Raw genomic sequence first — 21,952 nt, 5'->3', positions numbered from 1 at the left:
TCACTCGATAGTGGCCCTGGGAATGCTGTTCCTGATGGGGTGTCATGACGGGGAGCAGGGACAAAAACTGCGGTTAGCGCACGGACTGGACGTGACGCACCCCGTACACGCCGGCATGGTTCGTATGGGCGAGGTGGTGGACTCGATCAGTGGCGGACAACTTCAACTGGAGATATATCCTTCCGGACAACTGGGCACGGAATCTCAGTGCCTGGAGCTGCTGCAGCTGGGCTCCCTGGCGATGACTAAAGTCTCCGCGGCGGTTATGGAGCGGTTTGCGCCCTCCTACAGTGTTTTGAGCCTGCCTTACCTTTTCCCCGATCGCGAAACCGGATTTGCCATTCTCGACGGACCTGTTGGCCGTGACCTTCTGGCGCAGGGTTCCCGGGCACGCTTGCGGGGCCTCACCTTTTTTGACGCCGGAAACCGTAGTTTTTACACCAAGGACGGGCCGGTCCGTAGTCCGGACGATATTTCCGGGAAGAAAGTCCGGGTGCAGAACAGTGCGATGGCGGTGAACCTGATTCGCCACCTGGGGGGATCGCCAACGCCCATCAGCTACGGGGAGTTGTACACGGCCCTTCAGCAGGGCGTGGTGGACGCCGCCGAGAATAATCTGCCGAGCTACTACACCAGCAGGCATTACGAGGTGACGCCCTATTACAGTTACGATAAACATACGTCGGTGCCCGACGTATTGGTGATCGGTACGGCCACCTGGGATGGCCTGTCCGCCACCGAAAAAGCCTGGCTGGAAACGGCCGCCACCATGGCTACGAAATATCAGCGGGACCGGTGGCAAGCGGCGGAGCGGGAAGCCGTCACGGAACTGCTCAAGGCGGGCGTAACCTTTACGGAGGTGGCCCCGACGGCCTTCCGGGAAGCCGTGCAGCCGATGTATGAGGCCGCCCGACAAGATCCCGCACTGTCCGAGATCCTGAATAAAATTTTAGCTGCGCAATGAAAATGGAAAAGTGGTTAGGGCACGTTTGTGCCGGCCTGCTGGCCCTGCAAGTGGCGGTGGTGCTCTGGGGAGTGCTTACCCGCTACTTGCTGGGCAACCAGGCGGGCTGGACGGAGGAACTGGCCCGGTTTCTGCTCATCTGGATCAGTCTGCTGGGGGCAGCCTACGCCGTGTCGCGGCGCAGTCACATCGCCATCCAGTTGTTCCCGGATCGGCTGCAGACTGGCCGTCGGAAAAAGCTCTACCGCCTGATCGATGGTCTGATCCTGCTGTTTGCCTTATTCGTACTGGTGATTGGTGGGGGGTATTACGTATGGCTCACCTTCTATCTGGGGCAGCGTTCTCCTTCCCTGAAGGTTCCGGTGGGGATTTTCTACCTGGCCGTACCGCTGGCCGGTTTGCTGATTTCTTTTTTCAAAGCCAAAGACCTGATCCATGGACGGACTTGAGGTAGCCATACTGATCATCAGCTTCCTGACCTTCCTGGCCATCGGCGTTCCCGTAGCCTGGACGCTGGGCCTGACGGCCCTGCTTACCCTCCTGACGACGATGGATGGTCTGGTGGCGGCTGGCACGGTAGCCCAGCGTATGACCACGGGACTGGACAGCTTCAGCCTCCTGGCGATTCCGTTCTTTATTCTGGCCGGTCAGCTGATGAACCGGGGGGGACTTGCCGGCCGACTGATTGATTTCGCCAAAGCCATGGTGGGACCCCTCCCGGGAGGGCTGGCGGCGGTCAACGTGGTGGCCGCCATGCTCTTCGGGGCCATTGCCGGCTCCGCTGCCGCTGCGGCGAGTGCCATTGGCGGAATCATGACCAAACGTATGGAGGATGAGGGGTATCCCCGGTCTTTTTCGGCCGCGGTGAACATCACCTCCGCCACTACCGGCCTGGTAATCCCGCCCAGCAACATCCTGATTGTTTACAGCCTGGCTTCGGGGGGCGTCAGTATTGCGGCGCTTTTCCTCGGGGGGTACCTGCCGGGCATGCTTACCGGGGGATTGTTGATTGTGGCCGCGGCGGTGTACGCCCGCAGGAAGGGGTACCCCAGCGGAGATCCCTGGGAAGGGAAAACCATCATGCGCACCTTCTGGCGTGCGCTACCGAGTATGCTGCTGCTGGTCGTCGTCATCGGCGGCATCGTGGCGGGAATATTTACGGCCACCGAGGCCTCGGCCGTGGCCGTGGCGTACTGCCTCCTGCTGGCCTTCGCCTACGGAGAAATCGGCATGAAAGATTTACCGGCGGTGTTTGCGGAGAGCGTCAATACCACCGCCATCGTACTGCTGCTCGTCTCTACCTCACTGGCCATGAGCTGGGTAATGAGTTACGAAAACCTGCCGCAGGCCATTACGGCCGGCTTGCTGGGCCTCAGCGATAACTTTTTCGTGATCCTTTTGCTGATCAACGTGATTTTACTGGTGGTGGGCATCTTCATGGACATGACGCCGGCGGTACTCATCTTCACGCCGATATTTCTTCCCGTCGTTACCGCACTGGGTATGGACCCGGTACACTTCGGGATCATGATGGTACTCAATCTCTGCATCGGCCTCTGTACGCCACCGGTGGGGTCGGTCCTGTTCATTGGCATCGGCGTGGCGAACATCCGACTGACCCAGGTGCTGCGGCCCCTGCTCCCACTTTTCCTGGTCATGTTGCTGGCCTTGCTCCTGGTCACCTACGTGCCGGGGTTGAGCCTGTGGCTGCCCGACCTGTTGCTGGACTAATGGGTCACGCACGTTCCGCGGAGGCAGTGGCGACAACGCTGGTTGTTTGGGGGGCGGAGTCTTTACGCGGCTGACCAGTGAATTAGGGCAACGGCGTGCAGGTGCCGGGAACTCTCCCGAGGAGCCCTGACTTTTGGATTTATTCCCAACGCCCCGGGAAAAGATTTTTTTTGGCGAAAAATGTAGTGGGGATTAAGTTAAAATTTGGTGGGATTAAACCCACTTATTCCGGTGTAGTGGGGAAAACATCCCCACAATTTTGAGAATGAAAGATTAAAGCTATATGTTTGTATGACGTAGCATACCACCCAACGTGGGTAGACGTTGGCGAAGGTTCCCTCCCTTCGGTGCTGTGTACGCCTGAGTAAAACGGATTCACAAACGGTAAAAACTAATGGTTTGCCCCAGCTGGGAGCTAGCCCTTTTTGTGTTTATCCCACACGTGAAAAATGCCTATTACATACCAGCAGAATATGCCTTTAGAGGCTTCAGCAATAAAACCGATCCGATCACCCAAAAACTCGTCTAGAAGGCGTTCATCCCATTCAACAATCGTTTTCCCTATGAAGTATTTTACCCCTTTGGTTCGTTCGCTGGTGTTAGCGTTCGGGCTTCTAGCCTTGTCTGGTTCGGCCAAGGCACAGCTCAGTTGCGGGCTTGATCCGAATAATATTGAAATTACGGTTCAGTCAACCTGTGACGCAACGAATCCCTCCATCCTGTTCAACTTTGGTTCGTTCTTCATCAATGGTCCGGTGACCGTTGAATTCAAGACGTTTTACTTTAATGGCTTTTTCTCCTTCCCGCAGAATAGCGTCATTGAGGTAAATGCCGTGAATGGGTTTGCCATTGGGGAGTTCCCCCCCAATGCACCACCGGTTGTGGCCACCAATAACTTCGTCCGACTCATCAGTGTCTCCATTGAAAACGTGTGTTTTCAGGACTTTACGGCGGATGAGGTAGACAGTAACCTCTTTGATATCGGAACGGTGCCCAGCATCGACGCCGATGAAACGACGGTGGTCGTTGAGGATGCACCCTGTGACAATGTTCCTACCGGGCAGATCGACATTTTCTTCGTTCCCTTCGACGGTAACACCAGCAACCCCAACCGCTTCAGCGCTACGCGCACGGACTTTGGGCTGGTGAACGTATTTGCTCCCGGCGAGTTCCCCAACCCCAGCAGCACGGAATATCTGGCACGCGCCACCAATCTGCTACCGGGTGATTACACCATCCTGATCTTTGACGTGGCCACGGGCTGTGAAACGGCCTTCACGGAAACCGTAGAGGGCGAATTCAGCCTGACGGTAACGGCTTCCCCCGCGAGCTGTTTTGGGGAAGCGGACGGCAGTCTGACCCTCATCCCCGACGGAGCGGACCCCAACGTCAACGGAAACCTGTTCTTCGTCATTGAAGGACCGATTTCTGCCGCGATTTCGGGCTCCATTGCCGCTTCCGTAAACGGTTACCCCAACCGGACGATCAACAACCTGCCCGCCGGTACCTACCAAATCAGCATCTCCGACAGCAACGGAAACTGTACCCTGACCGAAACGGCCGTTATCGGACAACCCGCCGAGATCACCGTCGGCTTCCTGTTTGCTCCGCCCATCTGTGCCGACGCAAACTCCTACACTGTAGAGGTTGCCGCAGTTGCGGGCCTGAACTTCAACGTACAGAACGCTTCCTACGACATTATTGACCCCTCACCCAATAGCGGTTGCTGGGGCCCCTACCAGTCCAGCATGCGGCCCTTCCCCGCCGAAATGAACGGCGGCTACTCCCTGACTGGATTTACGCCCGGCACCGGCTTCTGCCGTCCCCTGAATCAGGATACGACGGTGAACCTCGAGCTGGTGCTCTTCAACAACTTTACGGGTTGTACGGATACCTTCCCCTTCGTTCTTCAGGTAAACGCCCAGCCAGTGGATCCCATGGTGGAGGTCTTCTCCATTCTGGGCACCGGCGACAGCGTGGTGGGCGGATTCTTCTGCTCTAACCAGGACGTCGAAGTAAACATCCCCAACTACGATCCGCTCAATACTTACGAGATCACCTACACCGGTACTGCGCCGGGTACGATCGATACCATGGGCGATTTTAACGCCATGAGCATCCCCTACACCGGCGATGGTTCCGTAATCGGTTCTTTCCAGAACAACGCCAATTTTGCGCAGACCATTGAGCTGCAGGTGGTGTCCACCAACATTCTGACGGGATGCTCAAGTGAGCCTACGGCTTTTTCCATTCCGGTGCGGCCCAACCCCGAGATCGACCCCATTTTCGACCTCAACCCCATCGTATGTAGCGCCCAGGACTACGACCTTTCGGTCTTCCTGAACGACAATGGTGGCAACCAGAACGTTCGCTACGACTTCCAGTGGTCTTTCTCTTCTCCCCTGGTGGCTAACTTCAGCACCATTAGCGATACGGACCAGACGAACGGTAGCAGCATCTACGCCAACTTCACCAACCAATCCGGGGAAGACCAGACGGCAACGCTGACGATTACGCCGACCTTCCCCCAGAACAGTCAGACGATCGGTGGACCCTTCGTGGACAACTCCTGTTCCGGAGAACCCGTAGTGGTTACTCTGACGGTACAGCCGCAGCCCAGCCTGACGGCCGACCTGGAAATCGGTGACGACGTAATGACCACCCTCATGAGTGGTGACGCCGTCGCCTACGAAATCTGCAGCGGAGACAACTTCCTGCTGGATAACCTGAATATCCCCGAGCCTTCGGGCGCCAAGCTCAAGTACGTGATCTTTGACGTACAGGGCGATGCCGGCTTCCTGAACATTCCTACGCCGACCACCCAGTTCCTGCCCATCGACAATTTCCTGATCGGGGTGCAGAACGTGATGAACAACAGCCCGGACAACAGTGCTCAGGTGGCGACCATCACCCTGACGCCGTACTTCGAGATGTTCAGCAACATGTCCGCCAGCCAGAGTGGAGTAGATTGCGAAGGGGAATCCATTACGCTCGTACTTACGGTAAACCCACTTCCTCCCGCCCTCAACTCGCCCCAGATGGCTACCTTCTGCAGTGAAGAGCGCGTTGATTACGTGATTGGCGGAGCTTCTGGTATGGGAGACCTGGAGACCCGCATCTCCGAGTTCAACACCTTTGAGAACGAAACGGACTTTGTGGTTCCCGCGGGAGCCGCCAGAATTGAAGACTTCTCCTTTACCCTTTCCGGTGGTAATGGTGGCGGTACCGCAGGTGCCGGGCCGAACCGCTCAGGGGGCCGTGGTGGAGTGATCACCGGCAGCCTCTCAGAACTTCAGCTGCTGCCCGGTGATACGGTACGCGTGCGCCGCGGAACCGCGGGCAGCGCCAACGTTTCCAACGGTAACGGCGGTAATGCCACCACCATGGTCGTCATCCGCCCAGGTAGTGGTATCGTGCACACCTTCGTAGCCGCCGGTGGCGGTGGTGCTGGTGTTGCGTTTAACGGACAAAATGCTTCAATCGCTTCCACGAACTCTTCGCCTGCAGACGGTACTGACGGCCAGGGCCCCGGCGGCTTTGGCGGGACGGGCTTCCCCGACGCCATGGGCGGCGCCGGTCAGGGTAACGGTGGCGGCGGCGGCGGCGGCTGGATCGGCGGCGACGGCGGTAACAGCCAGTCGGGTGCCGGCGGCCAGGGAGGTGATTCCTATTCCTCTACCGGTAGCGTTGGTTTTAGTACCAAGCCCTTCACCCAGGATGCCGACGGTGAGGCGCAAGTCTTCTACACCGTGGTCTACGACGACATCCGCTTTGACCTGGTTAGCAAGACCGTTGATCCCGGCCTGACCGACCAGAGCGAGCCCATCGTAGACGGCGAAGTAGACACCATCCTCTTCGGCCAGCAATTCCTCAACCCCACCAACGGACCGCTGGACGTAACCTACGTCTTCAGCACCCGCACCGAAGCGGACTGTACGGACGGCAGCACCGTGGAAGTGGTACTGACCATCGAACCCGAGGCTACCGCCGAGCTGGCCAGCAACGGCACCACGGTAATGGGCAGCCCCGAAAACGGATACACGGCTACGATCTGTAGCGGTGACTCACTGAGTGCCTACCTCTTCTCCATGGCTACGCCCACGGGAGGAGATAACCAATTGCGCTACACCACCAGCTTCACGACGAGCAGTGGTGACGTAACCATCGTCGGCTCGGATCCCGCGCGCGCCAGCAGTGGCATCCCCGGAGCCTCCGGTGGCAACCGTGCTAGCCAGGATTCCGTCCTCTTCTTCGAGGAGGCCATCCTGAATTCTTCCGCCGTGGCCCAGACGGTAACCTACACGATTACCCCCTTCATCAACCGCCCCGGTCAGCCCAACTGCCCCGGAACGCCCTTCACCTTCACGGTAACGGTCAACCCAGGATTCTTTGGCGTGGCTACGCCCGGCCAGGTGGAGGTTTGTTCCCGCGACGTCTTCAGTGATGAAGGCTTCGACCTGCAGGCTACGCAGCCCAACCTTAACATTGACTTCAGCACGGTCCGCCTGGTGGATTACCGCGTAAGCACCACGGACCCCAACTTCACGGCGATCTCCGCCGTGGATACCTCCGGCCTGGCGGCCGGTGGCGTCCTGCTAACCGAAACCAACGGTTTCTTCAATAACGACAGCTACCGCAACCGGACGGGATCCGGGGTAACCGTAGAATACGATATTCGTTTGGTATCCGACGACGGATGTCAGAGTGAGGTGATCACCTACTCTTTCCTGGTCCGCGCCGAGCCCATCATCGACGAGACGATGGCCGACTTCCGGATCTGTACCGGTGATGAAGTGGGTATGCCCCTGGCACCCACCGCCAACTCTGCCTTCGCCTCCAGCTTCACCAATACCGCTAACGTTACCTTCGACTACGAGCTGAGCCTCGAAACCGGACTGGTGTTCGTCGGTGGCAGCCCCTACCCGGTGCTGGGTGCCGGAAGTATGGAGATGGTGGACGATATTATCGAAAACCCAACCAACTCTCCGCTGGTCGCTACCTACACCGTAACGGCCACCACCCGCTTCGGCTGTACCAGCGAAGTGGCTACCTTCAACGTAACCGTTGATCCCGATCCGGAAATCCAGGTGATCGCCACCCACGCCGGAACTTCCATCAATGCCGAGATGCTGCTCGCAGACGTCGATACGCTCACGATTTGCAGCGGCGGACAGATTACCTTCTCTCCCTCACAAAACGTGGTGGGAACGGACGTTCTCTACCGCGTGAACCGCAACGTAGACAATGCACCTGACGTAGTCGACGGGAACAGTATGCCCATTGACCTGTTTGAGGGTGGTCTTGAATTTGTGGACGTAACTGAGGTACTGATCAATAATGGTAATACGGCACAGTACGTACTCTACTCCTTTGCCGCCTACACCTTCGGTCCTGACGGCATCGACGGTAACGGCCTCAACGCAAGCGATGATTGTCGCGGTGTCTTCAAGCGCCTACGCGTAGAAGTTCTGCCTAACCCCGTGGAAGAAGATGACCTGCAGGTAAATCAGGTTGTTGACGGGACTACTTTTGTTCCTAGCGGAACGCAGATATGTGACGGTACGGACGTCAGTGTACGTCCCTTCACGTTAATCGATCCTAACAGTACGGGTATTGGTTTCACCTGGACCCGCGAAAACGACGGTACGCTACTTGACGGAGCCACCTCTGGTCAGGGCACCTTTAATCCTAACGGAAGTGCTGACATGCCACCACGGTATTTTACTGCACTGGGAGACCGCATTAATCAGCAACTGGTTGCGCAGGATGACGTAAGTCGCGAAGTCCGTTACATCATTTCGCTATACACCTTCGGATCGAATGGAATCGACGAAGGTGGCCAAGGAGATGACTGTATCGGTGATGTAGATACTGCCTCCTTCCTCCTTGATCCGACGCCCGTTCTATCCTACGACATCCAGATTGGTACCGAAATGGATAACCTGACGGCCGACGGCAGCCCCTACACTTACGAAATCTGTAGTGGTGAGGACTTCCTGATCAACAATCTGATGATTCCGCAATTGGCCGACGGTAAAGCCAATTACGTCGAAATGGACGTGGACTTCGACGCGACATTTATTGGTATCCCCAGTGGATTTGACGTTGGGGTTTTCCCCGCTGCTAGCTTCTCGGTAGGTGCGCAGAACGTTCAGACCACCCTGATGAACAATAGCGCTCAAACAGCTAGAATCACGCTCACTCCTTATTTCGAGGATGGAGTAGATGACCAAACTCTTGGCCCGGATGAATGTAGCGGTGAGCCCATCGTAGTCATCGTTACGCTTAACCCCACGCCTCCGGACCTCGGACCCTTCGAAACGACGGTGTGCAGCGAAGACCGGATTGAATACCAGATTCCGGGTGCATCCGACGTGGGCGGAACCTTCCGCAGCCGCGTTGCGAGTTCTTTCGACTTCTCTGAAGGTAATGAGTACGTAGTTCCTCCGGGTGTATGGGCTATCCGTGGCATTAACCTTAGCCTCAGTGGTGCAAATGGTGGTGATCGTACCGCCCAAAACCGCGGTGGTTTAGGCTACGAAATTGAAGCTACCATTAATCCATTTAACACTCCCCGGAATAACCTGCCCGTCCAACCTGGTGACACTATCCGGGTACGTAAAGGAGAAGCAGGTGCTGCCAACTTCGGTAATGGTGACGGTGGTGACGCAACGTTGGTTTGTGTGATTGCTGGCCCGAACAACGGCAACTTTGCTGAAGGCGACATGGTAGCTGTATTTGTAGCTGCTGGTGGTGGTGGTGCAGGTTTCGCCGAAATTGGAGATGACGCTACTGAATTCACCATCAACCCGAACGATCCCACCACGGATGGTCTCGAAGGCGCTGGCCTTGGTGGCTTTGGCGGAACGGGCTGGAACGCTATGAATCCTGCTTCCGGTAGCCTCGGTGGCGCCGGCCGTGGAAACGGCGGCGGCGGCGGCGGCGGCTGGTCTGGCGGTGACGGTGGCTCCAACCTGGACGGTGCTGCCGGTGAAGCTGGCGAGTCTTACGCAGGAACTGCTGGCCCCACCCCCATCGTGATTAACAGCAACGGAACCAAAAACTTCAATGATGCACCTGCTGGTGATGCGTTCATGACCTTCACCCTGGTCTTCAATGACGTACGCTTCTCCTTGTTAGAGCGTAGCGTGGCCGAAGGACTGATTGACATCAGCGACAACCCCATCGTGGACGGTGAAACGGATACGATCCTCTTCGGAGAGCGTTTCGATAACCCCACGGATGGTCCTCTCGACGTGAACTACGTCTTTACGACCAGCTCTGAGGCGGAATGCCCCGGTGGAACGGTTGAGGTAACCATTACCGTGGAGCCCACCCCAACCCTGCAACTGGCCAGTGGCCGGACGACCATCACCCAGGATGGCATGAACGAGTACTCCGCTACCATCTGTAGCCGGGATTCACTGGACGCCGTTCTGAGTTCTTCCACCATGCCAAGCGAAGGCGTAAACTTCCTCCGGGCACGGGTGATTGACGTGGATGTTCCCGCTGGTGTAGTGATTGGCGGAAACAATCCCGCACGGGCGAGTGAGCCCAACGGACAATTCGGTGGACCACCGAATGACCGTGCCGCTGCGGCCCCGATTCCGTTCTTCGAGACCCGGATCATCAACAACAATGACGTGCCCGCAGACGTGGTCTACACCGTAGTGCCCCGCATCGTCGGTGGTGATGAGGTTTGCTTCGGCGATACGCTTACCCTGACGGTTACCGTTCAGCCCGGCTTCCCCGGAATCGACCTGGCACCTGCGCAAGTCAACGTATGCTCCAACGTGAGCTTCGAAGACTCCGGATTTGATATTGCCGCCACGCAGAGCTTCAACAATGGTTTCATGATCGAGCAAATCCGCATCCTGTCCGTAACGGACGATGCCGGTGGCGATCCTAACTTCGAGACCATCAGCTCCGTATACAGTGGAATGCCCGTGAGCGTTGATGCTTCTGTAGGCGGATTTGGTGGCGACACCTACCGCAACCGTACGGGTGGCCCCGTAGTGGTGACCTACGTGGTTGAATTCATCAACGGTGATGATTGTGCCAGCCGCCCGGTAACCTACACCTTCCGGATGACGGCCGAGCCGATCATTGACGCCACGGAATCCGTGAGCAACATCATTGATACCATCATCTGTAGTACGGCGACTACCGGACTGCAGGTTGATCCCGCGCCCAACAGTGCCTTTGCTGGTTCCTTCGGTTCCAACATTGATCTGATGTACGAAATTGATCTGCCCGATGGTGTGTTACTTTCTAAAGCCAACGGCTCTTACCCGGCGACGCCGGCATCCGGCCGTCGGACGTACTTCGAAAACGATGAGCTGGTCAACACCACCAACGCACCGCTTGACGTAGTGTACACCGTAACGCCTTCCAACGGAGGCTGCCTTGGTGACCCCGTCGAGTACACCGTTACGGTGAACCCCGAGCCCTTCGCTGACGTCATGCTGACCTCCATGGATTCTACGGCCACCTTCGGCCTGGATAACGCAGAGGACAGTGTTTCGCCCACGCCAGAATTTGGCGTGTGCTCCGGTCAGGCGCTACACGTAAACCTGCCCGGTGACAGTCTGTCTACCCCCGCAGGAGGAGGAATGACGATGGTGAACGTTCGCGTAATTGACCCCGACGGGTTGACGGACTTTACCAATAACGTGCCCTTCACGATTCCGCTGAGCGAACTGGGAGACACCCTGAGCTTTGAAGCTACGGAACTGACCAATACGACGGCAGCCCCCATGTCCTTCACCGTCCGCTACAACGTATTCTTTGAGTACGATGGCGTTGCTGGACGTGATGAATCCATGGGTGATTGCGACATTATCGGTACGGTAGAATTTGTGGTGGTGGTCAACCCCGTAAACGCCGCGACCATTGTGACCCGCAATCCTAACGTAAGTGGAGACATTCTCTGTAGCGGAGAAACCTTCAACCTGCGCGTTCAGGCCGTGAATACCACGCCTACCGTCGATAGCTTCCTGATCCGCGTACACGCAGATGAGGGGCTCGAGGCCGTTGCCGGAACGGAAGGAGAGGACTTCTGGATTTTTGCTCCCTTCACCGGAACAAATTTCCGCCGCGACCTCAATAACCGTGCCTTCACCAACAGTACGTTTGGTAATAAGTCGGTAACCTACACGGCCATCCCCTACACGGCGGGTTGCCCCGGTGACTCCAGCATGACGACCGTGACCTACCGTCCGGAAGTCGACCTCGAACTGGCGCTTGACGGAGGTTTCCTCTGCGCTCCCACCGGTGTGGCTACGGCCGTACAGCTGACGGACGCCAACGGCAATATGCTGAGCACGGACCGCAACGAATACCGCTGGGAATACCTCGGCGGTACGGCGGCGAACTTCACGATTGCCGCTACCTCCACGGCGAACCCCACCTTCATCTTTGATCCCATGGGTCAGGCTGGCCTGGTGGTCAATAACCGTCTGGAAATCTTCCTGGCTCCTCAGGCCGGATTGACCGGAGAAACGGCGATCTTTGAAGTGATCTACGACGACGTGGCCGGTTGTGGTGTCGTTACCGATACGGTGACGGTGAGCTTCTCCACCGACGTCAGCGCCGGTATCCCCGATCCTACGCTGGGAGTACAGTGTGACGGTGTGAACTTCATCCTCTTTGACGCCCTGTTGGCCGAGGACGAAGGCGGTGAATTCTTCTTCGCCAACGGTGATCCGATCCCCGGATCTCCCAACTTCACGCCCATGATCGGAGGATCCAGCCTGGATCCGGTATCCGTTGACTTCATCTACGTAGTGGGTGGTGGTAACTCCGGCTGTACGCTGGACACCACCGAATTCTCCATCGAGGTAGAACCCGCACCGAACGCCGGTGCTTACGTGGGAACGCCCGGTGAGGCCTGTCAGGACGCACCCTTCTTCAACCTCTTTGACCTGATCCCCGGAGCGATGGCGGGAGGAACCTTCACGCAGACGGGAGGAGTAGACTTCGTTACCGTTAATGGTGACGGCACCTTCGATCAAAGCACCGTTTCCCCCGGTATCTACACCTTCAGCTACGAGGTCATGAGTAACTTCGGCTGTGGCTCCGATATCGAAACCGGTATCGCGGTGGAAGTTGTTGCCCGCGAAGAATGTAGTGTGGTCGTTCCTTGTGACGTTATTACCCTCCGCGCCGGAGCGAACGTGATCAGCTTTGACGTTATCCCCAGTGATAACTCCGTACAGAGCATTTTCGCTGACCTGATTGCGACGCAGAACCTGCTGCAAGTCGTTAGCGTCCAGCCGGACGTAAACAACGGAGATCCTGAACTCTTCGTCTTCCTGAGCGGTCTTGGTTTCTACGCTGGTAACATCACCGGTGGCCTTCAGGGTGGATACGGTTACGTGGTAACCGTCGCTCAGGACGCTACGGTAGAAGTATGTGGTACTCCGGTCGACGAGGACCTGCGGGTGGCCCTGCAGGAAGACCTGAACATTGTCGCTTACGTGCCGCAGATGGCTCAATCTGCTGACACTTACTTCAATACGCTGAACCAAACCGGTCAGCTGGACTTCGTGAGAACGGCAGTCGGTGACGTAGTAACGCAACGCTTCTACAACACCTCGCCCTTCCCCTTCCCCTTCGGTAACCTGACGCAAGTACAAAACGGATTGGGCTACGTAGTGAACGTAGGCGCGGCCATCGGTGCCGATACGTGGAAGCGTAACGGCTTCCGGACCACGGCCAACTTCGATCACTTCTACGGAGTCGTGGAGAATGGTAAGCAATACGTCGGTCAGACCATCCAGTTCGTTGACGCCGATGGTAACCTCTTTGGAACGACTACGGTACGTGACGAAGGAATCTACTACGGTGAACTGGCTTACGGTGATATTGCGAACACGGACGCCAAGGAAGGTTTCGCCGTAGGCGAAGAGGTCTTCATGGTGCTCGACGGACAAACCTACGCCACCGGCCTGACGTTCAGTGGAAACTGGGGCGCGCGTCGCTTTGACCTGAACCCGGGCACCGTTGACGTGGAAGAAGTACTTCCCACCACCGATCTGGAGACGACGCTGACGGTATTCCCGAACCCGACTTTCGGACCCGTATCGGTCGAATTCACCACGCCGATGAATCACCGGGAGGCCATCCTGTCGGTATTCAATGCCATGGGACAGATCGTGTTTGAGCAAAAAGTTAATGAAGTGGCTGCCGGCCAGCACTTGATTACCTTTGACGTCAACGAACTTCCGGCGGGTACTTACCAGTTAATTCTCTCCTCTGAGGCAGGATTAATTGGTAGGAAGCAATTTATCCGGAAGTAAATACTTTGATAATTGAGCGGGAGTGGATGCAGCCGCTGCATCCACTCCCTATTTTCTAGATCAACTAATCCTAATCCTAATGATTAAAAATCTACTACTAACCGGTTTGCTGGCGGTTGCCTGCTGGTCGACCGTCTCGGCCCAGGTGTTCAATTTTCCCGGGGCATGTGCACCACCGGATGTCATAAATTTTGATAACCCTCAGTTTGTGGCCGAGGCTACTATTGACGGGGTCGAGGCACCAATTGGTTTGGAAGTCGGTGTTTTTAACAGCAGTGATCAATTAATTGGCAAGGGATTCGTCGAGGAACTTGATTTTGGAGGGTCTACCTTCAATGGATTCATCATTACCCTGCAGACCGACGCGCAGGGCGCCCTTAATTGCCCCACATTCACCGCGGGAGAGATGATCTCCGTACGCGCGGCCGTTCCTGCGGGAATTGCGGATGACGCAAGTTCTCCCTTCGCGGGGACCGTCACCTTCAATGATCCACTATTCTTTGTGGATGGACCTGACGGAGATGCATCCACCAATGACGTCATTGACTTCCAGGAACTCGCCCTTCCGGTAACGCTACTGCAGTTCAATGCTCGCCTGGTCGACCGGAAGGTAGAACTTACCTGGGCCACTAGCGAAGAAGTCAACAACAGCCACTTTGAAGTGGAGCGGAGTACCAACCCCAACGACGGTTTTGTCAACATCGGAAAAGTACTCGGCAACGCCACCACGGAGGAACTGAATACCTACCGATTCCTGGACGGTGCTCCCGAAGAGGGACCGAACTACTACCGCCTCAAGCAGATTGATTTCGACGGTAATTTTGAATACACGCCCATCGTCATCGCGGAGCTTGAGGAGGCCAGCGAGAAAATGCTGTCCGTATTCCCCAACCCCGTGGAGTTGAATGATCGGGTAACCATCCGCCTGAACGGAGGCTGGGCCAATGAGGGCACTACCCTGCAACTTTTTGAGGCCGGTGGCCGCATGGTGGCTGAATGGACCAACCTAAGCAACGGTTCCCTGAACATGAAGCTTCCCGCCCTCCCCGCAGGACTCTACCAACTGGTGGCTACGGACGGGAACGACCGTAAGACCACCCGACTGGTCGTACGCTAATAACCACCCGGGTTGAACGCTGTCATTTAGTGAAAGCCTGACCCGAGTATTGAAATTGGTCGGAATTTTGAAATAGTGCCAATTGCAACGGAGTGCGGGTGCCTCCCCGTACAAAAAAGAGCAGGCTGTCACGGGATGATTCCAGTGGCAGCCTTTTATTTTTGCAACCCATTTCAGGTGTTCAACACTAACCCATACCCCTTGACCTAAGGCAGATTTGATGAAAAAGCTTGAATTATTCCTGTTCCTAGCCCTGATTCTATTTTGTGGTGATGCCGTACAGGCACAGACTTTTGAATACCCCCGTGGATGTTCTGGGCCAAACATTTTTAGCAACCCCCCCGTATTTTTTGCGGAAATCAACGTAGATGGTGCGGTGGCCCCCGATGGCCTGGAAGTAGGACTGTTTGACGATACTGATGGCCTCGTTGGGCGGGGAACCGTAAACAGTGGGGAAGTATTGTTCTTCGTGCAGGGTGAGCAAACCGGAAACGGCTGTCCGGTATTCGCTCCCGGAGAAACCGTTACGTTGAAGGCGGTGCTGCCCGTTGGCATTAGACTGGCCGCAAATTCAACCTTTACGGGAACCCTTACGAATGGAGTTTTTGATGGACCGGACGGGACTACCTCTCAGACGGATCTTTTTGATTTCCGTACCGTTACTCTTCCCGTTACGCTATTGGACTTTAGGGCGGTAACGATCGACCGTAAGGTCGAACTAAATTGGGCGACCAGCGAGGAAATCAACAACAGCCACTTTGAGATTGAGCGGAGTGCCAACCCCACCGAGAGCTTCGTGAACGTCGGCAAGGTGCTGGGCAACGGTACCTCCGAAGCGTTGAATACCTACCGCTTCGTTGACCCTACCGCCGAGGAGGGGATCAACTACTATCGCCTTAAGCAAATTGACTTTGACGGAACCTTCGAGTACAGTCCCATCGTGGTGGTGGAGTTGGAAGAAGCACCCCAGCGTCTGCTGTCCGTCTTTCCCAACCCCGTGGAGGTGAACGGGCGCCTTACGGTGCGCCTACAGGGGGGCTGGGCCAAAGGTGCCACTACCCTCACGCTTTTTGATGCCGGTGGCCGGAGGGTCGGTAAGTGGACGGAGCTGAGCAACGGTAGTTTCAATACGGAGCTGCCCGCCCTTCCGGCGGGCCTCTACCAGCTGGTGGCAACCGACGGAACGGAACGTCTGACCACCGGCGTGGTCGTTAGATAGGAAAGCTTACGGAAGATTTTGCCGTTGCGTAAAATCGCATAAAAACACTAAGCCGCCCCGAGAGGAATACTCGGGGCGGCTTTTGTGTTGGGAAATTCTGTCCTCCATGCCGTGCACCCTGTTTTGGGGTGGGCCGGTGGTAGAATCGGGTTTGAGGTGTTTTGGGTATTTCTCGTTGGCCTTCTTTGTTGTTCACAAATCTCGGGGGTAGGCAGAGGGGTAATCCCACCCGATGAGTATTCGTGAGCGGGTAATGAGTATTCGTAGGATACTTTCCCTTACGGTGGGAAGACGAGGACTGAAAACAAAGAAGCTGGGCTCCTTTGGGGAGTTCCCGGCACCTGCTTCGCCATAAAAAAATGTGCTGGCCGGTATGCCCCACCCGGCAGAAATTATACTGATCGTGATGGTGGGCATTATGGATTGTCCGGTCCGGCGCGTCCCTACGGAGAAGCTGAACAAAAAGGGCTACATTTAACGAAGGATTGTGCTTCGCTCTGCGGAGCCAGCCTCCACCAATCTAACCATACCAAATCATGAGAAACACTTTCTTTGCTTTCGTCGCCCTGTTTTGTCTGGCGACCTTCCCGCTCTTCGGGCAACCGGTGGAGTTTATCGTGCTCCAGATGAATGACGTATACGAAATCGCGCCGCTGGAGGGCGGTAAGGCCGGAGGACTGGCCAGGGTGGCTACGGTGCGGCAGGAGTTGCTGAAGGAAAATCCCAACGTGATTACGGTGCTGGCCGGTGATTTCCTCAGTCCGTCTTTTTTGGGGACGATGCGCTTCGAGAACGAGGCTGGTGAACAGGAAAAGATTGCGGGCCTCCAGATGATCGAAACCCTCAATGCGATGGGGCTCGATTACGTGACCTTCGGCAACCACGAATTTGACATCAAGGACCCGGATGTGCTGGCGAAACGCATCGCCCAAAGCGATTTTCAATGGACGGTCTGTAACGCCCAGCGGGTGATGGCCGACGGCCAAAAACGGCCATTCCGACAGGGGGGCGCCTCCATCCCACCCTACATCCTTCATCCGATAAAGGGCGAAAATGGTCAGGAGATTACGGTAGGGATCCTTGGCGTAGTGCTCCCCTTTAACCAGATTGAATACGTGGATTACGCGCCCGTCAATGAGGCCTTCGCCGCTACGTTGAAGGAATTGTCACCCCAGGCGGATTTCGTCATGGGGATCACCCACCTGAACGTCGACGAGGATGAAGCCCTGGCGGCTGCCGTTCCCGGGGTACCGCTGTTCACGGGAGGACACGAGCACGCCAACCTGAGCCGCTACGTGGGAACTACGAGAATCACCAAGGCGGACGCCAACGCGAAGACGGTTTACGTTCACCGGGTCAAGGTGGACCCCGACTGTGGAATGGTTTCGGTCAATTCCACCCTGCGGACCATCGATGACAGTATTGCCGATGAGCCCAAGACTCTGGCGGTAGTCAACAAGTGGCTGGATCGGGCCTTCGAGGTCATGGAAGGAATGGGGTACGAACCCGAAAAAGAAGTTCTGCGCCTGAACGAAACCCTGGTCTGCAAGGAGTCGGCCGTACGCACAAGTCAGACCAATTTCGGCCAGCTGACGCTGGCGGCCCTGGAGGACGCGATGCCCGGCGCGGACGTGTACTTCATCAATAGCGGTACGATGCGGTTGGATGACAATCTGGACGGACTGGTAACCGAGTACGATGTATTGCGGACCTATCCGTTCGGTGGAAAGGTGGTTCGGGTATCCCTGACGGGGAAAGTGCTGCAACGTGCCCTGGAAACCGGCCTGATGACCAACTATGGTGAAGGAGGATACTTTCAGGTGCGGCAGGTAGACCCCACTACGCTCACGGTAAAGGGCGAGGTGATCGACCCGGGCAAATCCTACAGCGTAGTGCTGCCCGAATTCGTGGCCCGCGGACTGGAAGCGAACCTGGACTTCCTGGGGCAGTACTACGACGGCAGTGGCCCCGATGACCTGAAAGTTGGGGAGGATACGGTCCGGAACGACATTCGCGACCTGGTCATTCACTATATGCTGAAGATCGGGGAGTACTAGTCGGGCAACAATCGGAGGATTAGGGGTTTGTACGCTAAATTCTCACGATAAACCTGGATTTGGGCCCGAAGTTTTGGAAAACCGGCCACCATCACCCCATATTATGCCTATCGTTGGTGCAGTCAACATCAGCGCCGAATTTCCTCGAAAGACCAAGATGATTATATACACTCACCCACCGGCCCAAAGGGTCGGTGAAACACCATCGTCATGGCCAAATCACATGAATTCTGCATGATTCACCAGACCTGCACCATTGGTGCGGGCATCCTGATCATGCTGGGACTGTATTACGCACTCTTCGGTAACGAGTTGATCGTGAAGTGGCTGAGCGCCGCGGCGCAAAGTATGGGGTAGGGCCGTTCGATTAGGCTTTGAAGTTTGGAGGAAAGAATCGTACCCGCCATCCGTAAAGGAAAGGGTATCTTAAGGGGGACAACCACCTGACTATGACATTCTCTACTCCGCTACGATTCTGTTTACTACTGGTATTAAGCCTGCTGTTTTCTATTGTCGCCGCCGGACAGCCAGGAGGAGAACCCATCAGCATCGGAAAACAGTATACGTTTGCTTCGGACGTACTGGAACAAGACCGTCCGGTGATGGTCTATCTCCCCGAAGATTATTGGCAGCGGACCCAAGATGTTTATCCCGTGCTTTATTTACTGGATGGCAAGGGTAACTTTCATCATACTACGGCGGCCGTTAAGTTTTTGGCCAAGAATCGCCGAATTCCCCGGATGATCGTTGTTGGGATTCCCAACACGGATGACCGCACCCGTGATTTGACGCCGGTGACCGAAACGGGCAAGGACAACTTCCCCACGGCCGGAGGGGCGGACCGGATGCACCGTTTTCTCACCACGGAACTCCGGAGCTGGGTGAACGAAACCTTTCGCACGGCGGACTTCAACGTATTGGTGGGGCACTCCTTCGGTGGGCTCTTTGCCACCCATGCGCTGATAAACCATCCCGGCGGCTTTGAAGCCTATCTGGCCATCAGCCCGAGTCTTTGGTGGGATGAGCAGCGGTTGGTACTGGAGCAAGCGGAGGCATTTTTCCGGGAGCATCAGGATTTACGGGCACATTTTTTCATGACGATGGGCAATGAAGGCCGTGATATGGTCGGTGGCATGTGGAAACTGGCGGCCCTGCTGGAAGAGCAGGCACCGGAGAACCTACGGTGGGATTTTGTACGGCTGCCGGAAGAAAGCCACGGGTCAATTCCGATGCGGAGTACCTACCGGGGGCTTGAGTTCATCTTCGCCAACTGGCGCATGGACGAGAACCTGCGGGAAGCCGTCCGGTTGAGCGGATCGGCCGCGTTGATGAACCGGGAGCAGACCGTGGAAAAACAATACGGATTGCCGGTGGCCTGGGGGCAGGAGGAATTGCTGCGAATGGGGCGGCAATTTTACGAGGAAGGTAATTACTCAGGAGCCAAGGATCTCCTTATGGTGACTACGAAGCGCTATCCGAAAATGGAGCAGGCCTGGACGGCCCTGGGCGAAACCCAGCTCAGGCTGGGGGAGGAAGCCGGAGCTCGCGAAAGCTTTTTGCGGGCTTACGGGATAAACCCGGAGCGGCAGTCGACGAAGCTGGCGCTGGCGAAACTGGGGGAGACCATTGACGGAATGGAAGCCTACGTGGCGGACGTTAAGCAGTTTCCCCATTACGTTGGGAAATACGAAACTACCGTGGGGATGATGGTGGAAATAGGGGCGGAAGGTGACGAACTATAGGTGATTGCCCCGCAGACGCCCCGGGAGGTGTTGGTACCCTTGTCAGCGCATACCTTTTTCCTCACGAGTCGGGAGGCTACGCTGGTGTTTAAAGTGCCGAGCGAGGAGGGCGTCGATCTGGTGGTGAAAACCGGGCAGATGGATTTTACGGGTAAGAAAGTGGAGTGATTGTAGGGAACTGCTGAATTGCTCTCCAGGAAGGAGGAAATTAGACTTTTGCGACGGGGCGCGGGTGCAAAGTATTGAAAATCAATTTTTTGTCTACTGAGTCTACATGTAGACTCAGTAGACAAAATTTTTGCTATTTTCCCATTCCACGGCACCTGCGCGATGCGCCCAGTACCACGAATTTCAGCCCCGACATAACCTCACTAGCGGGATCGACTCCATAGGAACCCACGGAGAAGTAGGTTCAATACAAAACCCCACCGTCCGGAAGCTGCACTGCAGCGAAAATCCGGACGGCAGGGTTCGTATAAGAGCAGCAAGCTGAGCGTTGCTGCACCAGGATAGTATGCCTATTTCTTACGCCAGGCCCCCACGATTGCCCCGATGGCCGCGAAGATGGCAATGTGGTAGGTGCCATCGATGACGCTGAGGAATTCGGGTTCCATGGCGAAACGGTTCGTGACGTAGTGGGAGAAGGTCACCACGACCCCCAGAACGGCCCCGAGGGTAGCTCCTCCGGACAAACTCGCCATGTCGGCTTTTGCGGTGAGCCAGCTAAAGAAGATGGCGTAAAGTACCATGGTGATGGCGTTGATGACCATCGGTAGGGTGGGCTCCAGCGTTACGGGTTCACCGTGCTTGAACACCTCGGCCCCCGCTTCGGTGAGGCCCGGGCCACTGAAGCCGACGGCTTCGGCCCACTGGAGTTGGAAGAAGAGACCGTACCACAGGAAGCCAATGAACATGGCCGCTGCGGCGGCCACAATAATGGCCAGCCAGTTGAATTTCACTTGCATGATAGGTAGTTTTTTTTAATCAATATAGGTGTTTAGACAAACAGGTGCCGGAAATTTTTATTCCTCAATCCTTTGGGCTAAGTCTTGTCGTCCCATCTGCCAGAAGAATCAGGAAAGTAGGTAGAGCAATAGCTTCACAAAGCTGAATTCCGGAAGGAGATTAAAGGGGGACAGGATCAGCTCCCCGGCTTCTGAAACCCAGCTGGGTATTTTTCTTGCCGGTAGGTTGGCGGAGCATCCTACGGCCTTTCCCAGTAGTGGTCTTGAGCGGGGAGGAACCTTTTTTGTCCTGAGCAAGGGCAACAGGGATAGGATAGGTCCCAAAACCACCCTGGGCGACGGAACGGAAGGTATTCCCGTTAATAAGTGGTTCCGGACAAACCGTAAGGGGCTAAGAATTGTCAGGGCCACCCGAAGCCCCAGGGGAATAAGTAGAAAGCAAAAACTCAGTGGGAGGTTAAGGGAAGGAGCCGTGGCGTACCATTGAAGGAAGTCCCGCAGCAAGATGATCAGGCTGGCGGTAAGGGGAACGGCAAGCATGGGGCCCATCAGGAACAGTGCCAATCCAGCGGCGGACAACAATAGGGGCGTACAGCACAAGAAAAGGGCCCGGGGTAACAGTAAGTTGATGCCCAGTAAAAAATGAGCGCCGAAGTACAGTACGCAAAGGGGGGCAATGTGCCACAGGAGCAGTGGGCGATAATTTCGGAAGAGGATCATCAGGGGTAGCGGGGCGGCCATCGTTGAATTGAGTGAGTGATGTGGCAAACCTATTTCCCGCCTCTTGCTCCCTCAACTATAAGTGATCAACGCCCCGAAGGATGGCACACAAGGGGAGGTGGCCGGGACGTAGGGCG

At 56.2% G+C, this 21,952-nt stretch carries 12 protein-coding genes; 10 read left to right on the top strand and 2 right to left on the bottom strand.

The features are described 5' to 3' along the window. Positions 1-10 precede the first annotated feature (10 nt). The 10 genes from E1J53_RS17875 (at position 11) to E1J53_RS17830 (ending at position 20,298) form a co-directional block, all read left to right on the top strand. Positions 11-964, top strand: coding sequence for a TRAP transporter substrate-binding protein (locus E1J53_RS17875; protein WP_368671763.1), 954 nt, complete (start codon positions 11-13; stop codon positions 962-964). Further along, positions 961-1,413 (top strand): TRAP transporter small permease, encoded by a 453-nt coding sequence (locus tag E1J53_RS17870; RefSeq protein ID WP_134273741.1) that lies wholly within the window; start codon positions 961-963, stop codon positions 1,411-1,413. Before E1J53_RS17875 ends, E1J53_RS17870 begins: the two co-directional genes overlap by 4 nt. Continuing rightward, a complete protein-coding gene (locus E1J53_RS17865) occupies positions 1,400-2,695 on the top strand; it encodes a TRAP transporter large permease (protein WP_134273743.1) in 1,296 nt (431 codons plus the stop codon). Before E1J53_RS17870 ends, E1J53_RS17865 begins: the two co-directional genes overlap by 14 nt. 563 nt (positions 2,696-3,258) lie before the next feature. Continuing rightward, positions 3,259-13,995 carry a PKD-like domain-containing protein gene (locus tag E1J53_RS24555; protein ID WP_134273745.1) on the top strand — a complete coding sequence of 3,579 codons (10,737 nt, stop codon included), beginning with the start codon at positions 3,259-3,261 and terminating at the stop codon, positions 13,993-13,995. 79 nt (positions 13,996-14,074) lie between these two features. Continuing rightward, positions 14,075-15,112: a T9SS type A sorting domain-containing protein gene (locus E1J53_RS17855; RefSeq protein WP_134273747.1), complete on the top strand. Its 1,038-nt coding sequence runs from the start codon at positions 14,075-14,077 to the stop codon at positions 15,110-15,112. Between the two features lie 220 nt (positions 15,113-15,332). After that, the gene (locus E1J53_RS17850) at positions 15,333-16,331 is read left to right on the top strand and encodes a T9SS type A sorting domain-containing protein (protein ID WP_134273748.1); all 999 of its coding nucleotides are present in this window, start codon (positions 15,333-15,335) and stop codon (positions 16,329-16,331) included. A gap of 536 nt (positions 16,332-16,867) precedes the next feature. Further along, positions 16,868-18,388, top strand: a complete 1,521-nt coding sequence (locus E1J53_RS17845; RefSeq protein ID WP_134273749.1) for a bifunctional UDP-sugar hydrolase/5'-nucleotidase — start codon at positions 16,868-16,870, stop codon at positions 18,386-18,388. A gap of 210 nt (positions 18,389-18,598) precedes the next feature. Beyond that, the gene (locus tag E1J53_RS17840) at positions 18,599-18,745 is read left to right on the top strand and encodes a hypothetical protein (protein WP_154640233.1); all 147 of its coding nucleotides are present in this window, start codon (positions 18,599-18,601) and stop codon (positions 18,743-18,745) included. Between the two features lie 92 nt (positions 18,746-18,837). Next, on the top strand, positions 18,838-20,130 hold the full coding sequence (locus E1J53_RS17835) for an alpha/beta hydrolase-fold protein (RefSeq protein ID WP_134273750.1): 1,293 nt from the start codon (positions 18,838-18,840) through the stop codon (positions 20,128-20,130). Then, positions 20,131-20,298 carry a hypothetical protein gene (locus tag E1J53_RS17830; RefSeq protein WP_154640232.1) on the top strand — a complete coding sequence of 56 codons (168 nt, stop codon included), beginning with the start codon at positions 20,131-20,133 and terminating at the stop codon, positions 20,296-20,298. 350 nt (positions 20,299-20,648) lie between these two features. On the opposite strand, the gene E1J53_RS17825 is transcribed toward E1J53_RS17830, so the two are convergent. Together E1J53_RS17825 and E1J53_RS17820 are read right to left on the bottom strand one after the other, a co-directional pair. Next, positions 20,649-21,095 carry a DUF1761 domain-containing protein gene (locus tag E1J53_RS17825; protein WP_134273752.1) on the bottom strand — a complete coding sequence of 149 codons (447 nt, stop codon included), beginning with the start codon at positions 21,093-21,095 and terminating at the stop codon, positions 20,649-20,651. Between the two features lie 108 nt (positions 21,096-21,203). Then, complete coding sequence (locus tag E1J53_RS17820; RefSeq protein WP_134273753.1) at positions 21,204-21,836, bottom strand: hypothetical protein; 633 nt, start codon at positions 21,834-21,836, stop codon at positions 21,204-21,206. Positions 21,837-21,952 lie beyond the last annotated feature (116 nt).

It is taken from the genome of Lewinella sp. W8, assembly GCF_004375085.3.
In the GTDB taxonomy this organism is placed as follows: Bacteria; Bacteroidota; Bacteroidia; order Chitinophagales; family Saprospiraceae; genus Neolewinella.
Note: the sequence above shows the minus strand (reverse complement) of the source record. Positions and strands in the feature narration are given on the sequence as shown.

Bases quoted from the DNA above. Each gene is read 5' to 3' on its own strand.
- E1J53_RS17870 (WP_134273741.1), top strand. From the start codon at position 961: ATGAAAATGGAAAAGTGGTTAGGGCACGTTTGTGCCGGCCTGCTGGCC.
- E1J53_RS17865 (WP_134273743.1), top strand. From the start codon at position 1,400: ATGGACGGACTTGAGGTAGCCATACTGATCATCAGCTTCCTGACCTTC.
- E1J53_RS24555 (WP_134273745.1), top strand. From the start codon at position 3,259: ATGAAGTATTTTACCCCTTTGGTTCGTTCGCTGGTGTTAGCGTTCGGG.
- E1J53_RS17855 (WP_134273747.1), top strand. From the start codon at position 14,075: ATGATTAAAAATCTACTACTAACCGGTTTGCTGGCGGTTGCCTGCTGG.
- E1J53_RS17850 (WP_134273748.1), top strand. From the start codon at position 15,333: ATGAAAAAGCTTGAATTATTCCTGTTCCTAGCCCTGATTCTATTTTGT.
- E1J53_RS17845 (WP_134273749.1), top strand. From the start codon at position 16,868: ATGAGAAACACTTTCTTTGCTTTCGTCGCCCTGTTTTGTCTGGCGACC.
- E1J53_RS17840 (WP_154640233.1), top strand. From the start codon at position 18,599: ATGGCCAAATCACATGAATTCTGCATGATTCACCAGACCTGCACCATT.
- E1J53_RS17835 (WP_134273750.1), top strand. From the start codon at position 18,838: ATGACATTCTCTACTCCGCTACGATTCTGTTTACTACTGGTATTAAGC.
- E1J53_RS17825 (WP_134273752.1), bottom strand. From the start codon at position 21,095: ATGCAAGTGAAATTCAACTGGCTGGCCATTATTGTGGCCGCCGCAGCG.
- E1J53_RS17820 (WP_134273753.1), bottom strand. From the start codon at position 21,836: ATGGCCGCCCCGCTACCCCTGATGATCCTCTTCCGAAATTATCGCCCA.